Source organism: Flammeovirga kamogawensis (genome assembly GCF_018736065.1).
In the GTDB taxonomy this organism is placed as follows: domain Bacteria; phylum Bacteroidota; class Bacteroidia; order Cytophagales; family Flammeovirgaceae; genus Flammeovirga; species Flammeovirga kamogawensis.
In genome coordinates this window covers 4,177,692-4,195,007 of sequence record NZ_CP076128.1, presented here as the reverse complement: position 1 = coordinate 4,195,007, position 17,316 = coordinate 4,177,692, and the positions used below count along the sequence as shown (strand labels likewise).

Below are 17,316 nucleotides of genomic sequence, written 5' to 3'. Positions count from 1 at the left end.
AGTCTTGATGAAAGACTTGTTGGCGGAACAGACGGGACTCGAACCCGCGACCCCCTGCGTGACAGGCAGGTATTCTAACCAACTGAACTACTGCTCCAGTCATCTAGTTTTGAAAGTCTTGATGAAAGACTTGTTGGCGGAACAGACGGGACTCGAACCCGCGACCCCCTGCGTGACAGGCAGGTATTCTAACCAACTGAACTACTGCTCCAGTCATCTAGTTTTGAAAGTCTTGATGAAAGACTTGTTGGCGGAACAGACGGGACTCGAACCCGCGACCCCCTGCGTGACAGGCAGGTATTCTAACCAACTGAACTACTGCTCCAGTCATCTAGTTTTGAAAGTCTTGATGAAAGACTTGTTGGCGGAACAGACGGGACTCGAACCCGCGACCCCCTGCGTGACAGGCAGGTATTCTAACCAACTGAACTACTGCTCCAGTCATCTAGTTTTGAAAGTCTTGATGAAAGACTTGTTGGCGGAACAGACGGGACTCGAACCCGCGACCCCCTGCGTGACAGGCAGGTATTCTAACCAACTGAACTACTGCTCCAATTGCTTTTAAACAGGTATTCCTCTTAAAAGCGATGCAAAGATGCATCCTTGATTTGGATAAAACAAGCTACAACCTCAATAAAAATTGTAATTTTATCTTAACAAAACCATAATATATTGATTTACAAGTATGAATCAATAGAAAACTATCAGATTAAAAAATGGAACATATCCTCATTTTCATTCAGTAGTTCATATTTGTAACCTCTTTTTTCCATTCTAATCATTAAAGCATCAAAATCTTCAGGAGATTTCACCTCGATTCCTACAATTGCTGGAGCTTTTTCTCTATTGACTTTCTTAGTATATTCAAAATGACAAATATCATCATTCGGACCTAAAATTTCAATTAAGTATTCTCTTAAAGCTCCCGCTCTTTGAGGAAAACGGATCATAAAGTAATGTTTGTAACCCTCATATATAAGAGACCTCTGTTTGATCTCTTCCATACGTCCAATATCATTATTAGAACCACTTACAACACATACTACCTTCTTACCCTTTATTTCATCTTTGATTGCATCTAGAGCAGATATAGACAACGCTCCTGCTGGCTCTACTACAATAGCATCTTCGTTATACAATCTTAAGATTGTTGAGCATACTTTTCCTTCAGGAACTAATATAACGTCTTCTAGAAACTGTTTTGCAATTCTAAAAGTATTATCACCTACTCTCTGAACCGCTGCACCATCTACAAATTTCTCAATTTTATCTAGAGTAACTACTCTATCTTGAATAATTGATTCTTTCATTGCTGGAGCACCTTCTGGCTCAACACCATAAATTTTTGTAGCTGGGCTTATTTGTTGAAAATAACTTCCAACACCAGAAGATAGTCCGCCTCCACCTATTGGCATCACAAGGTAGTCTATTTCTTCTTTAGCATCTTCTAAAATCTCTAACCCAACAGTACCTTGACCTTCAATAACTTTAGGGTCATCAAAAGGATGAATAAAAACTCTTCCTTCTTCTTCACAACGTTTCATTGCTGCAGCATAAGCATCATCAAAAGTATCGCCAATAAGCACTACTTCGACTTTGTCCTTACCCCACATTCTTACCTGACTCACCTTTTGCTTAGGTGTTGGAGCAGGCATATAAATAACACCATGAATTCCCAACAATTTACAAGAATATGCTACTCCTTGTGCATGGTTTCCAGCACTAGCACATACAATACCTCTTTTTTGTTCTTCTTTATCTAAAGAAGATATCTTATTGAATGCACCTCTAAGTTTATATGAGCGCACAATTTGAAGATCCTCTCTCTTAAGCCAAATATCTGCTTGATATCTTTCTGATAAGTTCAAGTTTCTCATTAAAGGCGTACGCGTAACCACGTCCTTTAGTTTTCTATGTGCTTTAACTATTGACTCAACACTTGGTAAGTCTACAAATTCTTCTGTTTCTTGCATGGGAAATCACCTTATACCTTTAAACTAATAAAGATGGTTGATATTTCAATTGAATTAAATTCATAAGAAATCAAAAAGGGATAGCCTAAGCCATCCCTTTTCTATATAAAAAACTGACTAGCTTACGCCTCAGCTTCTACTTCTTGATTTTCTGGACGAAGTGCACGTACTGCAGCACCTGCTCTCCACATTTCAGACTCACGTAATACACGTAATTCTTCGTCTAATTTCTCACGGTAATCTGGTTGTGAGTTAGTATCGATAGAACGTTGTGCTTCTTCACCTGTAGCTACTGAACGATATAAATCTTCTACTACTGGACGAACTGCATCACGGAATTTATCTTTCCAATCTAATGCACCACGTTGTGCTGTAGTAGAACAGTTAGCATACATCCAATCCATTCCATTTTTAGCAACTAATGGCATTAAAGATTGAGTTAACTCTTCAACAGTTTCGTTAAATGCTTCAGATGGAGAGTGTCCGTTTTCTCTTAACACATCATATTGTGCTTCGAATAAACCTTGAATAGCACCCATTAAAGAACCACGCTCACCTGTAAGGTCAGAGAATACTTCTTTTTTGAAGTCAGTTGGGAATAAATATCCAGCTCCAACACCAATACCTAAAGAGATAGTTCTGTTATAAGCATTTCCTGTAGCATCTTGGTAGATTGCATAAGAAGAGTTCAAACCACGACCTTCTAAGAACATTGTTCTTAAAGAAGTACCTGATCCTTTAGGAGCTACTAAAATCACATCAATATCCTTAGGAGGAACGATGTTAGTACGCTCATGGTAAGTTACACCAAATCCGTGAGAGAAATAAAGTGCTTTACCTGGAGTTAATTTCTCTTTTAATTGTGGCCATACAGCAATTTGAGCTGCATCAGAAAGAAGGTAACAGATAATAGAACCTTTTTCAGCTGCTTCACCGATTTCGAAAAGTGTTTCACCTGGTACCCAACCGTCAGCAACAGCTTTGTCCCATGAAGCACCACCTTTACGTTGACCTACGATTACATTAAGACCATTATCACGCATGTTTTGTGCTTGACTTGGACCTTGTACACCGTATCCGATAACTGCAATAGTTTCTTCTTTTAAAATTCCCTGTGCTTTTGTTAATGGAAATTCTTCACGCATTACTACGTTCTCAACTACTCCTCCGAAATTAATCTCTGCCATAATAAAAAAAATAAATTTGTGATTCCTTAGTTTGAAAGTTTTCTTTTTAAAAGGTCCTTCGACCTTACACAATCGCATTCTCTTGTTCGAACTCTGCTAATAACGTACTAATTTCTTGACGTTCCTTAGAGAGTGCAATCCTACCTGAGCGGCCAAATTGCAATAGACCAAAAGGTTTTAATGCTTCATATAATGCTTGAGTGTCTTCTTCATGGCCCGTTTTTTCAATGACCATAAAATCAGCTTTAGCGGCTAATATTCTAGCATGACTCTTACGTACAATATCTTCTACTGCATCAGAATCTGTTAAATTATCAACTGCTACTTTATATAAAGCTACTTCTTGATATATCATTTCCTTATCTTCGTAAAGAAAGCAACGAACTACATCAATTTGTTTTTCTATTTGTAATGAAAGCTTTTGAGCAGCACTTTCCGTTGCATTAAATACAATCGTAAAACGGTGAATATGCTCAACTTCTGAAGCAGAAGTTGTTAAGCTTTCAATATTTAATTTTCTTCTTGAAAAGATAATAGAGATACGGTTAGTTAAACCTACTACGTTCTCTGTAAATATCGATAATGTGAATCTTTGCTTTTCCATAATCTTAATCTTTTATTTCAAGCGAACTTCTGATACTGCAGCTCCTGTTTGTATCATTGGGAATACGTTTGATTCCTGTTCTACAACTACTTCCAAGAAAGATGGCCCATCTGACGCTAACCATTGGTCCATTTTATCGCTTAACGATTCTCTTGTTTCTGCCTTATCAGCTTTGATATAATACGACTCAGCTAGTTTTACAAAATCTGGATTTACCATTTCTGTAAATGAGTAACGTCTATCAAAGAATAACTCTTGCCACTGACGTACCATTCCTAAGAAGCTATTATTCAATACTAATATCTTTACAGGTATGTTGTATTGGAATATTGTTCCTAATTCTTGTACAGTCATTTGGTAACCTCCATCTCCAGATATAGAGACAACAGTTCTATCAGGTGCTCCAACTTTTGCTCCAATAGCAGCAGGTAAAGCAAATCCCATAGTCCCTAATCCTCCAGAACTTACAATACTATCTGTCTTTTTAAACTCATAGTATCTTGAAGCTTCCATTTGGTGTTGACCTACATCAGTTACAATAACTGCTTCACCATCAGTTTTATCAGATAACATTCTGATTACTTCTGACATTTTTACTTTTTCTGTAGATGAACCTAATGCGTAATCTAGAACTTCTTCTTTTTCTATTTTATCACATGCATGGAACTCTGCAATCCATTCAGAATGTTCTCTTTTTTCTACTTTTGGTAATAAACGCTCAAGAGCTGCTTTTGCATCAGAAATGATAGCAACCTCAGTTTTCACATTCTTATCAATCTCAGAAGGATCAATTTCTATATGAATAACTTTAGCTTGCTTTGCATAACGAGATAAGTCTCCTGTTACACGGTCATCAAAACGCATACCTACAGCAATCAAAACATCACATTCGTTTGTCTTGATATTTGGGCCATAATTACCATGCATTCCCAAGTAGCCAACGTATAAAGGATGATCTACTGGTACGGCAGACAACCCTAAAAGAGTTGAAGCCATAGGAATACCTGTTTTTTCTGCAAAAGCAATTAATTCTTTTTCAGCTTTAGAAAGCATTACACCATGTCCTACAAGGATATAAGGCTTTTTAGCTTGATTAAGTAATACTGCTGCTGCATCTATAGATTCTTCTGTAGCTACAGGAACTGGTCTATAACTACGAATATTTTCACAACGCTTGTATTCAAAGTCAAATTCTTCGAATTGAGCATCTTTTGTAATATCTATTAATACAGGACCCGGTCTTCCGCTTCTTGCAATAAAAAATGCTTTCGCCATTGCTTCTGGAATTTCAGAAGCTTTAGTTACTTGAAAATTCCATTTTGTAACAGGAGTTGAAATACCAACTACATCAGTTTCCTGAAAAGCATCAGTTCCTAATAAATGAGATGCTACTTGACCTGTAATTGCTACCATAGGTGTCGAATCTATCATAGCATCGGCTAAACCTGTAATTAAGTTTGTAGCCCCAGGACCTGAAGTTGCAATACAGACGCCCACTTTATGATTGACTCGAGCATACCCTTGAGCCGCATGTGTTGCACCTTGCTCATGACGCACTAAGTAGTGCTTAATCTTGTCTTCATAATGGTAGAGTTTATCATAAAATGGCATGATAGCTCCACCTGGATAACCAAAAAGTGTATCTACTCCTTCCTCTAACAATGCCATCAGCACTGCCTCTGCTCCACTTACTCTTTTTGTCGTCTGGCCAACTACTTTTTCTTCATTGGACATCTCTTTTGTCGCTGTACTCATATTGAAACAATTTGTCGTACTAATTTTATAACAATGAACTATTAAAATTCATCTGTTACACATCCCTCAGATGCTGAAGAAACTGTCTTTATATACTTATATAAAATACCTTTTTTGAATTTTGGTTCCGGAGCAACCCAATTTTTTCTTCTTTCAGCTAATTCTTCATCAGAAACAGCAACAGAAATTTGGTTACTTATTGCATCAATTGTAATAATATCTCCATCATTCACTAATGCGATATTACCACCAACTGCAGCTTCTGGAGTAATATGCCCCACTACAAAACCGTGAGTACCTCCTGAGAAGCGACCATCAGTAATTAATGCTACATCTTTACCTAAACCTACACCCATAATAGCTGATGTTGGTTTAAGCATTTCCGGCATACCAGGACCACCTTTAGGACCTTCGTAACGAATAACTACTACATCACCTTTACTTACTTCACCTGCTTGGATTCCTGCAATTACTGCAAACTCATCGTTATACACTTTTGCTGGACCAACAAATTTTTCTCCTTCTTTACCGGTAATTTTAGCTACAGAACCTTCTGTTGCTAAATTTCCATAAAGAATTTGTAAGTGACCTGTTGATTTAATTGGATTATCTTGAGGACGTAATAAATCTTGTTCGCCACCTAAAGGTTTTACATCTGCTAAATTCTCAGCAATTGTTTTTCCTGTAACGGTCATACAAGTTCCATCAATTAATCCCCAATCTAATAATGTTCTCATTACTGCAGGAATACCTCCTACTGCAAAAACATCTTCCATTAAATATTTACCAGAAGGTTTAAGGTCTGCTAAGAAAGGTACTTTATCAGAAACTCTTTGAATATCATCTAAAGTTAATTTGATATCAGCTGCCTTAGCAATTGCCAACATATGTAATGTAGCATTTGTTGATCCACCTAAAGCCATAATTACTGTCAAAGCATTCTCAAAAGAAGCTTTTGTAAGTATATCTGAAGGCTTAAGATCTAACTTTAATATATGATGCATTGAAGCACCTAAATTTTTACATTCAGCTCTTTTCTCTGCACTAACTGCAGGGTTTGATGAAGAATAAGGTAAACTCATTCCCATAGCTTCAATTGCCGAAGCCATTGTATTTGCTGTGTACATACCTCCGCAAGCACCTGCACCAGGAATAGCATTTTTAATTACCCCTCTATAATCTTCATCAGATATAGTACCTGCTATTTTTTCACCTAAGGCTTCAAATGCTGATACAATATTTAATTTTTTATTTTTGAAGCAACCAGATGCAATAGTACCACCATACAACATAATTGTTGGACGATTAATACGACACATTGCCATCATCGCTCCAGGCATGTTCTTATCACAACCTACAACAGTAATTAAACCATCATAAAACTGACCGTTTACTACAGTTTCAACAGAGTCTGCAATAATATCTCTTGATGGAAGCGAGTAACGCATACCAATAGTACCATTTGTGATACCATCACTTACACCAATTGTATTAAATATTAAACCTACTAAGCCTTCTTTCTGAACACCTACCTTAACTATTTTAGCTAGGTCATTCAAGTGCATATTACATGTATTACCCTCGTAACCAGTACTTGCAATACCAATTTGAGGCTTTTTCATATCCTCATCTTTAAGTCCAATACCATATAGCATTGCCTGAGCTGCAGGCTGTGTATCGTCTTGTGTAATAGTGCGGCTGTGTTTGTTTAACTCCTCTGCCATAGTTTTATATTGTTTGTCTGTATAGTTTCTTTATTAAATAATTGAGTAGTTGTCGTACTCACTTTGTGTCACAAATTGTCTGTACTTTTCAAATACTTCACAACCAATGGTATCATCCCAATCCTTATTCATGGCTTTACCATCTATGCTGCTAATACCTGTTATTTGTGCTGCTGTACCTGTAAAGAAAGCTCCATCGATATCATTTAAATCTTCTGGTTTAAACTGTCCTTCAACTACTTCAACACCAAGACTTTTTGCTATTCCAAATACAACTTCACGAGTTATACCTGGATATATATGTCCTTTCTTTGAGGTAAATAGTTTACCATCTTTTTCAAAAAAGAAATTAGCACCAGTTCCTTCTGCAACATACCCTTCTACATCAAGTAAAATTGCATCATCAAAACCTCTTTCCTTCGCTTCTGCAATAGATACTATTGAATTAATGTAGTGCCCTGAAATTTTAGCTTCTACATTAAAAGAATATGGGCTAGGACGAGTATAAGCTGATATTGTTATATCTAATAAATCTTTACCTAAAAATTTATCCCATCTCCACGCTGCAATAAAAATATTATGCGTTTTAGTAGGGGTCAAATCCATATTTGCACTCGCATAAACCAATGGTCTAACGTATGCATCTTTGAATCCATTTTCTTCTAGTAATTGGTATGTTATTCCTACAAGTTCATCTACAGAATAATCTAAGTTTAAGTGCATTGTTTTTGCAGCTTCAACAAATCTTGTGTAGTGTTCTCTTGCTTTAAAAATATGTGGACCTAAGGCTGTATCATATGCTCTTACTGCATCAAATACTCCGTTTCCGTAGTGCAAAGACTGCGAAAAAAGATCTGCTTTTGCCTCTTCAGCCTTGATAAATTCTCCGTTATGGAAAATTACTGTATCCTTATCATAATATTTTAACATACCTGAAGAGTTTATAGATGTTTTAAACAATTAAATCAACTTTGAAACAAAAATGTTTTAATAAAAAAACCACTGTCATAATTTTTTATTCAATCTGACAATGGCCTGTATTTATTTCTTGTATTCACAAAATATATATCCCGACCATTATCTTTCCTTCAGCAGGACGACAATCGTTTTTCTAATAATTAGGACAATATTTTGCGTTTTATTCAACATATCTGATCATTGTTTACATCAAATATAAAGATCTTCCGTTTTAATTTGCAAAAAAATAAGTGTGAACATCGCTTACTTTTTATAAATAATTACGAATCCTAACCCAATATATCGTTTACATTCTGTATTTTAATACAATTAAGCACCATTTTAGTAGAATAATAAATATCATTCCTAAGCCAAAAAGTATTAACTATATTTGTATATATAATAAATAGATCAGAACTCAATGATTCAAAGAGTAGGCAGTTTTGTAAGAAACAAAATGTTTCCAAGCTTAACTTGGAAAAAAGAAAAAGGTGAACATCCTAGTATATATCTTACTTTTGATGATGGACCAATACCTGAAATTACTCCTTGGGTTTTAGACCTTTTAAAAGAGTACAATGCTAAGGCTACATTCTTTTGCGTAGGTGATAATATCAAAAAATATCCAGCTACTTACAATCAAGTTTTAGATGAAGGACACACTGTAGGTAACCATACTTTTAATCATCTTCAATATTGGAAAAATGGTTTATCGAAATACCTTAAGAATATTGATGAATGTGAAAAGTGGCTAAATTCTAACGATAAGTTTATTGAGAAAAAGCCAAGAAAACTTTTTAGACCTCCACATGGGCAAATTGGAAAAAAACTTTTACAAAAAGTATTACCTGAATATGAAATAATAATGTGGCATGTTTTAACAAGAGATTATAATAAAAATTACAATGAAGAGACTTGTTTAAAAACAGCAATTAAGCTAACTGAAGATGGTTCTATCGTAGTTTTTCATGATAGTTTAAAAGCAGAAAAAAATTTAAAGTACGTTTTACCTCGCTTTTTAGCATATTTTTCGAAAAAAGGTTACGAATTTAAATCTCTTTAGATAAAGAAAATACATTTTTTAATAGTACATTATTAAAAAAACTATATTTGTGTTTACAAGAAATTTTAGAGAAGAGACACAATGGGTAAGATAATCGCAGTAGCCAACCAAAAAGGCGGCGTTGGCAAGACCACAACTGCTGTAAACTTAGCAGCTAGTTTTGCTGCCATGGAGTATAATGCATTACTAGTTGATGCCGATCCTCAAGCAAATTCGACTTCTGGATTAAACCTTGATCCTAAAGAAGAACGAAAAAGCATTTATAACTGCATGGTGGAAGACATCAATGTAGAAGATATAATCGTAAACTCTGATTTTGATTATTTAGATATCATTCCTTCACACATCGACTTAGTTGGTGCTGAAATTGAAATGATTGATATTGAAGACAGAGAAATGCGTATGCTAAGAGCATTAGAACAAATTAAAGATAAATACGATTTTATTATCGTAGACTGTTCTCCTTCTCTTGGTTTAATTACAGTAAATGCCTTAACAGCTGCAGATTCTGTCATTGTACCTGTACAATGTGAATTTTATGCTTTAGAAGGTTTAGATAAATTATTAAATACTGTAAAACTTATTCAATCTAGATTAAATCCTAATTTATTAATTGAAGGGATTTTAATGACAATGTATGATACTCGTTTACGTTTATCTAATCAGGTGGTTGAAGAAGTAAAAAAACACCTTGGTGACTTAGTTTTTGATGTTATCATTCCGAGAAACATTAAATTAAGTGAAGCACCAAGTTTTGGTGTACCTGTTATTGCTCATGATGCAGTGAGTAAAGGAGCTGTATGCTACCTTAATTTAGCACAAGAAATTTTGACTAAGAACAAAATGACTGCTAAAGCTTAAGAATACAACTCTATTAATACTATTAATTAACCTATTTGAGCGCGGCGAGATTATGCCTGATAATTCAGAAAAGAAAACATTAAAAAGAAGGAATGCACTTGGTAAAGGTTTAGGAGCTTTACTTGGTGATTCTAAAAAAACAGAAACAGCACCTACATCAGAACCTGTAGACGCTGTTAATGTAAATATTGTAGAAAAATTAGATGAGATTTCTATTGATCATATCGAAAGAAATCCTTTTCAACCTCGCCTCGAATTTAAAGACGAAGCATTAAAAGAACTTGCTGATTCAATTCGTGTTCAAGGTATCATTCAACCCATTACTGTACGTCGATTAACAGAAAACCAATTTCAAATAATTTCTGGAGAAAGGCGTTGGAGAGCATCTAAAATGGCGGGGTTAGAAAAAATCCCAGCATATATTAGAGGAGCTAACGATGCTCAAATGCTAGAAATGGCATTAATTGAAAATATTCAAAGAGAAGATCTTAATCCTATAGAAGTAGCAATATCATACCAAAGGCTTATTGCTGAATGTGATTTAAAGCAAGAAGAATTAGGTGATAGAGTTGGTAAAAAAAGATCTACAGTAGCAAACTATTTACGTTTACTAAAATTACCTCCTGAAATCCAAACAGGATTACGAAATGGCATGATATCAATGGGACATGCTCGTGCACTTGTTAATGTAAATAGTATTGAGGTACAATTGGCACTTTTTGATACAATTGTAAAAGATGAATTATCGGTTCGTAAAACCGAAAATTTAGTACGCGATATTATTCAAGGAAAAGATCCTTTAACAACTAAGTCTAAAAATAAAAACGAACCTTTAGATTTCGAATTTAGTAGACTACAAAGAGATTTATCATCGCATTTTGGAACTCAGATTAAAATTAAAAATTCTGACGAAGGAAAAGGTGAAATTAAAATCCCTTATCAATCTGTTGAAGATCTTAACCGAATTTTAGACATTCTAAAAACTCACTGATGCTGCGTTTACGCAATCATATATTTTATCTATTCACTCTTGTTTTTTGCTTTTCTTTTTTCAACGGAATTACTTCATTTGCTCAAACAGAGCCTATACCAGACACAACTGGAAGTGAAGAAATTTCTGAAGCTGAAAGAAACAAAAGATCAATGGATTCGCTTACAACAATAAAAGCGATACCTAACCATATTGATCAAAAAGAAAAAAAGCGAAAACAAAGATTACAATATCAAAACTTAACAGAACCTACCAAGGCTTCTTTTTATTCTATTGTTATTCCTGGTTTAGGTCAGATTCATAATAATAAAGTATGGAAAGTGCCAATTCTTTATGGTGGTTTTGCTGTGTTTGGCTACTTTATAAAATTTAATCATTCAAATTATATACAAAGTAGTCATTGGTTAGCCTACAAAGCAGATGCTGATCCAACAAATGATGATCTAATTCCTGAGATTTATAGAAACCTAACGGTAGAAAATCTTAGAAATAGAAGTGACAACTTCAGACGTGATAGAGACTTTATGATAATTGTTACTTGTATGTGGTATATGTTAGGAGCCTTAGATGCTGCTGTAGACCAACATTTAAAGTATTATGACATTAGCGATGACCTATCTTTTAAAGTATCACCCTCAGCAATTCCAGATCCTTTAACGGGTTTACCTGCTGTTGGTATGACACTCTCATTAAAATTAAACTCTAAATAATATAACAGATGAATTTTTTATTAATTGGCTACGGTAAAATGGGGCAAACCATTGAAGGTATTTTAAAAGAAAGAGGACACAATGTTGTTGGAATTATTGATAAAGACAACCGTTCTGATTTAGATACTATTGATCCGTCTACAGTTGATGTTGCTATTGAATTTACTCAACCAAGTTCTGCATATGATAATATCAAAACATGTTTAGATAAAGGTATTCGTATTGTTTCAGGAACTACAGGTTGGTTAGATAAAAAAGATATAATTGAAGCTTCTACTCAAGATAATAATACAGCATTCTTTTATGCATCAAATTATAGTTTAGGTGTTAATATCTTTTTTGAATTAAATAAGAAATTAGCAAAAATGATGAGTGCTTTTAATGCGGAGTATAAATCATCTATGGTTGAAATTCATCATACTCAAAAATTAGATGCTCCTTCTGGAACAGCCATAACTTTAGCTGAAGGAGTTATTGAAAATTTTGAAGGAGTTGATAAATGGACTTTACAAGGCGAAGATAAAGCTGTTGATAATGGTATAGAGATAGAAGCTGTTAGAGAACCAGATGTACCTGGTACTCATGAAATATCTTATACTTCTGAAATTGATAGAATAGATATTAAACACACTGCTTTTACAAGAAAAGGTTTTGCTTTAGGAGCTGTACTTGCAGGTGAATGGCTACATAAAAAAGAAGGTATTTTTGGCATGCAAGATATGCTATCTTTGTAAGGTAAAAATAATATTGAAAAGAATAATGAGTAAAAAAGATAAGAAACTAAAATCAGGTAGTAAAGAATGGACTGACGCTCTCATATTTGCAATTATTGCTGCAACATTAATTCGTTGGGCTGCATTTGAGGCATTTACAATCCCTACTTCATCTATGGAAAAATCGCTATTGGTTGGCGATTACCTTTTTGTTAGTAAAGTTCATTACGGACCTCGTACACCAAAAACAATTTTGCAGTTACCATTAACGCATCAAACTATTTGGGGTACACAAATACCATCATTCTTAGATTGGATTCAACTAAAATCACATAGAATTCCTGGTTTTACATCTGTAAAAAATAATGATGTTGTTGTTTTTAATTATCCTGCTGAAAAAGGCTTTCCTTCGGATATGAAACTCAACTATATTAAGCGTTGTATTGCTATTGCAGGTGATACGCTACAGATTAAAGACCAAGATGTTTTTATCAATGGTAAAAGAGTTGAAACTCCAACAGAGAGCCAAACACAATATACTATTGTATCTAAAACTCAAATTGGTAAAAGAACTTTAGAGAAATACAATGTTTATGCATATGACTATAATAATATAGCTCATTACAGATTAAATATGGTTCCAGGGCCAGAAGGAAAATTTACTTACACTGCTATGTTGCCTAAACATAGTGCTGATGATTTAAGAAAATTAGACTTTATCGAATCTGTTGATAAAATATATGCTAGAGAAGATAATGATGTCTTCCCACAAAAAGCAAGTAATAATTGGTCTATTGATAACTTCGGACCTCTTTATATTCCTAAAGAAGGTGATGTAGTAAAAATCACGGCAGACAACTGGTCGCAATACAAAGCCATTACCGAAGAGTATGAAGTAGATTATAATGACGGTAAAATCGGATCATTCAGAGATGGTAAATTCTATTTAGGTGACGAAGTACAAGAGTCGTATACTGTAAAACAGAATTACTACTTTATGATGGGAGATAATCGTCATAATTCATTAGATTCAAGATATTGGGGATATGTTCCATTCGACCACGTAATAGGCAAAGCTGTTATGGTCTGGATGTCTAAAGACAACAATCCTGATGCTGAAAATAGTATTAGATACGACCGTATCGGACTTCTTATTGGTAGCGACACACAAATTCCTACTTGGATTAAAATCGTTATTGGCATCACACTACTAGCATTCTTTGGTTATTTTAGCTTCGTTAAAAAGAAAGACGAGGGCAATAATCAGATTAAATAAAAAAATACTAAAGGCGTTTTTACGTCATCATAGCCGAAGTTGACTTTGTTGACTTCGGCTATTTTTTCAAACCATAATTACCATATATTAATCACATAGTAGAAATGAAAAAATTCTTACACATCGTTTTAATTTCATTTGTGCTTACACCATTTTCGGTATTTGCACATGAAGGAATGTGGCTTCCTTCCCTTCTTCAACAGTTAAATGAAGAAGATATGCAGGCAAATGGTTTTAAGCTAACAGCTGAAGACATTTATTCTGTCAATAAATCTAGTATGAAAGACGCAGTTGTATGGTTTGGTAGAGGCTGTACAGGTGAAGTTGTTTCTGATAAAGGTTTAATTCTTACTAATCACCATTGTGGATACGGACAAATACAATCTCACTCAACAGTTGAAAATGATCTTTTGACCAATGGGTTTGCAGCTCAATCTTTTGGAGAAGAACTTAAAAGTAATGGCTTAACAGTTAGTTTTGTTGTTCGTATTGAAGATGTTTCTAAAGCAATTCTTGATGGTGTAACGAATGACCTAAAAGAAGAAGAACGTCAGAAAATAATCAAAAATAACATTACTAAAGTAGGTGATAATGCTGTAAAAAATACTCATTACGAGTATATCATTAAACCATTCTTTTATGGTAATGAATACTATATGTTTGTAATGGAAACATTTACAGATATAAGGTTAGTATTCGCCCCACCTTCATCAATAGGTAAATTTGGTGGTGATACTGACAACTGGATGTGGCCAAGACATACTGGCGACTTTTCAATTTTTAGAATATACGCTGATAAAGATGGGAAACCTGCAGAATACTCAGAAGATAATATCCCTTACAAACCTAAGTACCATTTCCCTATCACTTTAAATGGTGTAAAACCTAATGATTTTACAATGGTTTATGGTTTCCCAGGTAGAACAAAACAATATTTACCATCGGAAGGTATTGAATATACTGTTGACAAATCTAATCCTATCAAAATTGCAATGCGCGAAAAGACAATTGCAATCTATGATAAAAATATGGCGGCCGATGATAATGTACGTATTAAATACTCTGCTAAAAAAGCTAGAGTTGCCAATGCATATAAAAAGTGGATTGGTGAAAGTAAAGGTTTAAAACGTCTTGATGCAATTGATAAGAAAGTAGAACAAGAAAAAATGTTTGCTGAAGCTGTAAAGGACAAACCTGAATATGCTTCTTTACTTTCTGATTTTAAACAAGAGTTTAAAGAAATGGAAAAGTATCAGTTAGCAAGAGATCTTTATGTTGAAGAATTATATTACGGCCCGGAAATATTACGATTTGCTTTAGGGTTTGAAAAATTGAGCAAGGTAAAAGCGGGTAGTCCTGAAACAATTCAAATTATTGCAAAACTGAAAAACTCTGTAAATAGTTTCTTCAAAAATTATGATAAAGCAACAGACAAAGAAGTCTTTATTTCTGCATCAACTTTATATTCAGATGCTATTGATTCTAGCTTCTTACCTTCCGCTTTTTCAAAAGCAAAAGATAAAGGAGATTTCAATAAATTAGCATCTACAGTATATAAAAAGAGTATTTTCTGTAATCAAGAAAAGCTAGATGCACTATTAAATGGACCAGAAGATGCTATTTATAATAAAATAGTAAAAGACCCTGCCTTTGTTATTGCAAAAGAGATATACGATACCTTTACTATAAAAGTAAAACCTGAGTATAGTAAATTATCAGAAAGTATCGATTTATCTATGCGTACATACGTGAAAGCATTACAAGAAGTATTTCCGAATAGAGAATATGTTGCTAATGTAAAAGGTGCAAGTAAGCAATATTGGTCTGATGCCAATAGTACTCTTCGTGTGACTTATGGAAAAATTGAAGGATCTGAACCAAGAGATGGAGTAGATTTTAAATATTATACGACTCTTGAAGGTGTTATGGAAAAACGATTAGTTGACGTTCCTAAAACACACGAGTTTTATGTTCCAAAGAAACTTATTGACCTCTATAAAAATAAAGATTACGGTCAATATGCAGAAGATGGCAAAATGGTAGTTTGTATAACAGGTTCTAATCATACAACTGGAGGTAATTCTGGATCACCTGTAATCAATGCAGAAGGGCAGCTTATAGGTATTAATTTTGACAGAACTTGGGAGTCTACAATGTCAGATTTAATGTTTGACCCTGTAAAATGTAGAAATATTATTGTTGATATCCGTTATGTTTTATTTGTTGTAGATAAATACGGTGAATGCAGTAGATTGATTGACGAAATGACTATAGTGAAAAACTAGGTTAGTTTTAAATATATCATAAAATAAAAGCCCTATTTCGAGTTCGAAATAGGGCTTTTATTTTACATTTCATCTAATTGATACAATTTATATTTCTCAATTAAATCAATAATTTTTTTACTGTATTCTGGGTCAGTTGCATAACCACATTCAGATAATCCTTTAGCCCAAGCTTCATAATCATTAATTGGAAGCTCAAAAAGAGATTCATACCACTTTCTAGCTGATAAGAATTCTCCATGATCAAAATAGGAATCTAAAACTGAACTATAAACTCGAAAACATTCTGCATCTGCATCATCATCATGAGTAATTGTCTCTCCTTTCCATTGAGAGTGGCATTTAATACCAAAATGGTTATTTGATTTCTTTGCTAATTCTCCTTCTCCAAACCCAGATTCCAAAATACCTTGAGCAATTGTTATACTAGCGGGTACTTGGTACTTTTTCATAGTTTGTACAGCATAATATCCATATTTTTCAATATATGCTGTAACTCTATCTTCTGCGGGTTTAATAAAAGAAAAACAAGATGAAAGGTTAAACAGTAAAATCGTTAATAAAAGGAATAATCTAATTTTCATTATTTAGGTTCGACTACTATACTTATAAGGTTATTGTATTAACAGTAATACAGTTTAAAATACTTTTTGGTCGAAAAAATTATTCCTTATTAACAAGATATTGCTATTCCTCTAATTTTAGACGTTCAGATATTTCTGCAATTGCTTTCTCTTCATCATCATTTATTCCCTCAGAAGCTTCCGCAAACAATGTTAGGATATCGAGTATATCTTCTTTTTCATCGTCATTTTCTTCTAAATAATGAGACAAAGTATCTAAAAAAGGGTCTTTCCACTGATCAAGTGTTTTTATTAAATATTCTAACTCGTTAAAATATACTTTTTGTAAATTTTCTAACTCAGATCTAGTTAAAGAACTTTTATAGCCTTCAGCCATAAATTTTGATAAGTATTTTACAAAAACCCATTCTTCTTCATCTACAATACCATCAGAAGCAACAATTAGCAAACAAGGGAAATAGGTAAATAAAGTTTGAAAATGTAAACGCGATAATTCAATCTGATTGGAGGCGTTATATTTTTTATAAAGTTCTTCTGTATTAAGATGCAAACTCATAGTTATTTTTTAAAATTCAATCAATGTCAGTTAATGCTTTCTTATTTTTCTAGGGCATTCGCTTCAAGTAATGTAAT

At 33.9% G+C, this 17,316-nt stretch carries 15 protein-coding genes and 5 tRNA genes; 7 read left to right on the top strand and 13 right to left on the bottom strand.

From position 1 onward, the window contains the following. Positions 1-20: 20 nt before the first annotated feature. The 11 genes from KM029_RS16995 to KM029_RS16945 all read right to left on the bottom strand — a co-directional run bounded on the left by KM029_RS16995 (position 21) and on the right by KM029_RS16945 (position 8,173). Positions 21-97: transfer RNA gene (locus KM029_RS16995), tRNA-Asp, on the bottom strand. A gap of 37 nt (positions 98-134) precedes the next feature. Next, positions 135-211 (bottom strand) — tRNA-Asp (locus tag KM029_RS16990). A gap of 37 nt (positions 212-248) precedes the next feature. Continuing rightward, positions 249-325, bottom strand: a tRNA-Asp gene (locus tag KM029_RS16985). Between the two features lie 37 nt (positions 326-362). Continuing rightward, positions 363-439 (bottom strand) — tRNA-Asp (locus KM029_RS16980). A 37-nt stretch (positions 440-476) separates the two neighbouring features. Then, a tRNA-Asp gene (locus KM029_RS16975) sits at positions 477-553 on the bottom strand. A gap of 151 nt (positions 554-704) precedes the next feature. Beyond that, positions 705-1,973, bottom strand: coding sequence for a threonine ammonia-lyase (gene ilvA / locus KM029_RS16970; protein WP_144074381.1), 1,269 nt, complete (start codon positions 1,971-1,973; stop codon positions 705-707). 122 nt (positions 1,974-2,095) lie between these two features. Continuing rightward, positions 2,096-3,160 carry a ketol-acid reductoisomerase gene (ilvC, locus tag KM029_RS16965; RefSeq protein ID WP_144074380.1) on the bottom strand — a complete coding sequence of 355 codons (1,065 nt, stop codon included), beginning with the start codon at positions 3,158-3,160 and terminating at the stop codon, positions 2,096-2,098. Positions 3,161-3,224: 64 nt separating this feature from the next. Then, positions 3,225-3,764 (bottom strand): acetolactate synthase small subunit, encoded by a 540-nt coding sequence (ilvN, locus tag KM029_RS16960; protein ID WP_144074379.1) that lies wholly within the window; start codon positions 3,762-3,764, stop codon positions 3,225-3,227. A gap of 12 nt (positions 3,765-3,776) precedes the next feature. Next, the gene (ilvB, locus tag KM029_RS16955; protein ID WP_144074378.1) at positions 3,777-5,519 is read right to left on the bottom strand and encodes a biosynthetic-type acetolactate synthase large subunit; all 1,743 of its coding nucleotides are present in this window, start codon (positions 5,517-5,519) and stop codon (positions 3,777-3,779) included. 41 nt (positions 5,520-5,560) lie between these two features. Continuing rightward, complete coding sequence (gene ilvD / locus KM029_RS16950) at positions 5,561-7,243, bottom strand: dihydroxy-acid dehydratase (protein ID WP_144074377.1); 1,683 nt, start codon at positions 7,241-7,243, stop codon at positions 5,561-5,563. Positions 7,244-7,276: 33 nt separating this feature from the next. Beyond that, the gene (locus tag KM029_RS16945; RefSeq protein WP_144074376.1) at positions 7,277-8,173 is read right to left on the bottom strand and encodes a branched-chain amino acid transaminase; all 897 of its coding nucleotides are present in this window, start codon (positions 8,171-8,173) and stop codon (positions 7,277-7,279) included. A 448-nt stretch (positions 8,174-8,621) separates the two neighbouring features. Here KM029_RS16945 and KM029_RS16940 point away from each other — a divergent pair, with 448 nt between their 5' ends. The 7 genes from KM029_RS16940 to KM029_RS16910 all read left to right on the top strand — a co-directional run bounded on the left by KM029_RS16940 (position 8,622) and on the right by KM029_RS16910 (position 16,099). Continuing rightward, a complete protein-coding gene (locus KM029_RS16940) occupies positions 8,622-9,263 on the top strand; it encodes a polysaccharide deacetylase family protein (protein WP_144074375.1) in 642 nt (213 codons plus the stop codon). Positions 9,264-9,344: 81 nt separating this feature from the next. Beyond that, positions 9,345-10,124: a ParA family protein gene (locus KM029_RS16935; RefSeq protein WP_144074374.1), complete on the top strand. Its 780-nt coding sequence runs from the start codon at positions 9,345-9,347 to the stop codon at positions 10,122-10,124. Between the two features lie 52 nt (positions 10,125-10,176). Then, positions 10,177-11,115, top strand: coding sequence for a ParB/RepB/Spo0J family partition protein (locus KM029_RS16930; protein WP_144074373.1), 939 nt, complete (start codon positions 10,177-10,179; stop codon positions 11,113-11,115). Beyond that, positions 11,115-11,825 (top strand): DUF5683 domain-containing protein, encoded by a 711-nt coding sequence (locus KM029_RS16925; protein ID WP_144074372.1) that lies wholly within the window; start codon positions 11,115-11,117, stop codon positions 11,823-11,825. Before KM029_RS16930 ends, KM029_RS16925 begins: the two co-directional genes overlap by 1 nt. An 8-nt stretch (positions 11,826-11,833) precedes the next feature. After that, positions 11,834-12,559: a 4-hydroxy-tetrahydrodipicolinate reductase gene (gene dapB, locus KM029_RS16920; RefSeq protein ID WP_144074371.1), complete on the top strand. Its 726-nt coding sequence runs from the start codon at positions 11,834-11,836 to the stop codon at positions 12,557-12,559. Between the two features lie 25 nt (positions 12,560-12,584). Continuing rightward, a complete protein-coding gene (gene lepB, locus KM029_RS16915; RefSeq protein ID WP_144074370.1) occupies positions 12,585-13,814 on the top strand; it encodes a signal peptidase I in 1,230 nt (409 codons plus the stop codon). A 104-nt stretch (positions 13,815-13,918) separates the two neighbouring features. Beyond that, the gene (locus tag KM029_RS16910; RefSeq protein ID WP_144074369.1) at positions 13,919-16,099 is read left to right on the top strand and encodes a S46 family peptidase; all 2,181 of its coding nucleotides are present in this window, start codon (positions 13,919-13,921) and stop codon (positions 16,097-16,099) included. A 62-nt stretch (positions 16,100-16,161) separates the two neighbouring features. On the opposite strand, the gene KM029_RS16905 is transcribed toward KM029_RS16910, so the two are convergent. Beyond that, positions 16,162-16,683 carry a glycoside hydrolase family 73 protein gene (locus KM029_RS16905; protein WP_144074368.1) on the bottom strand — a complete coding sequence of 174 codons (522 nt, stop codon included), beginning with the start codon at positions 16,681-16,683 and terminating at the stop codon, positions 16,162-16,164. A 103-nt stretch (positions 16,684-16,786) separates the two neighbouring features. Next, entirely contained in the window at positions 16,787-17,239 is a 453-nt protein-coding gene (locus KM029_RS16900) for a tellurite resistance TerB family protein (RefSeq protein ID WP_144074367.1), read from the bottom strand. Between the last annotated feature and the right edge of the window lie 77 nt (positions 17,240-17,316).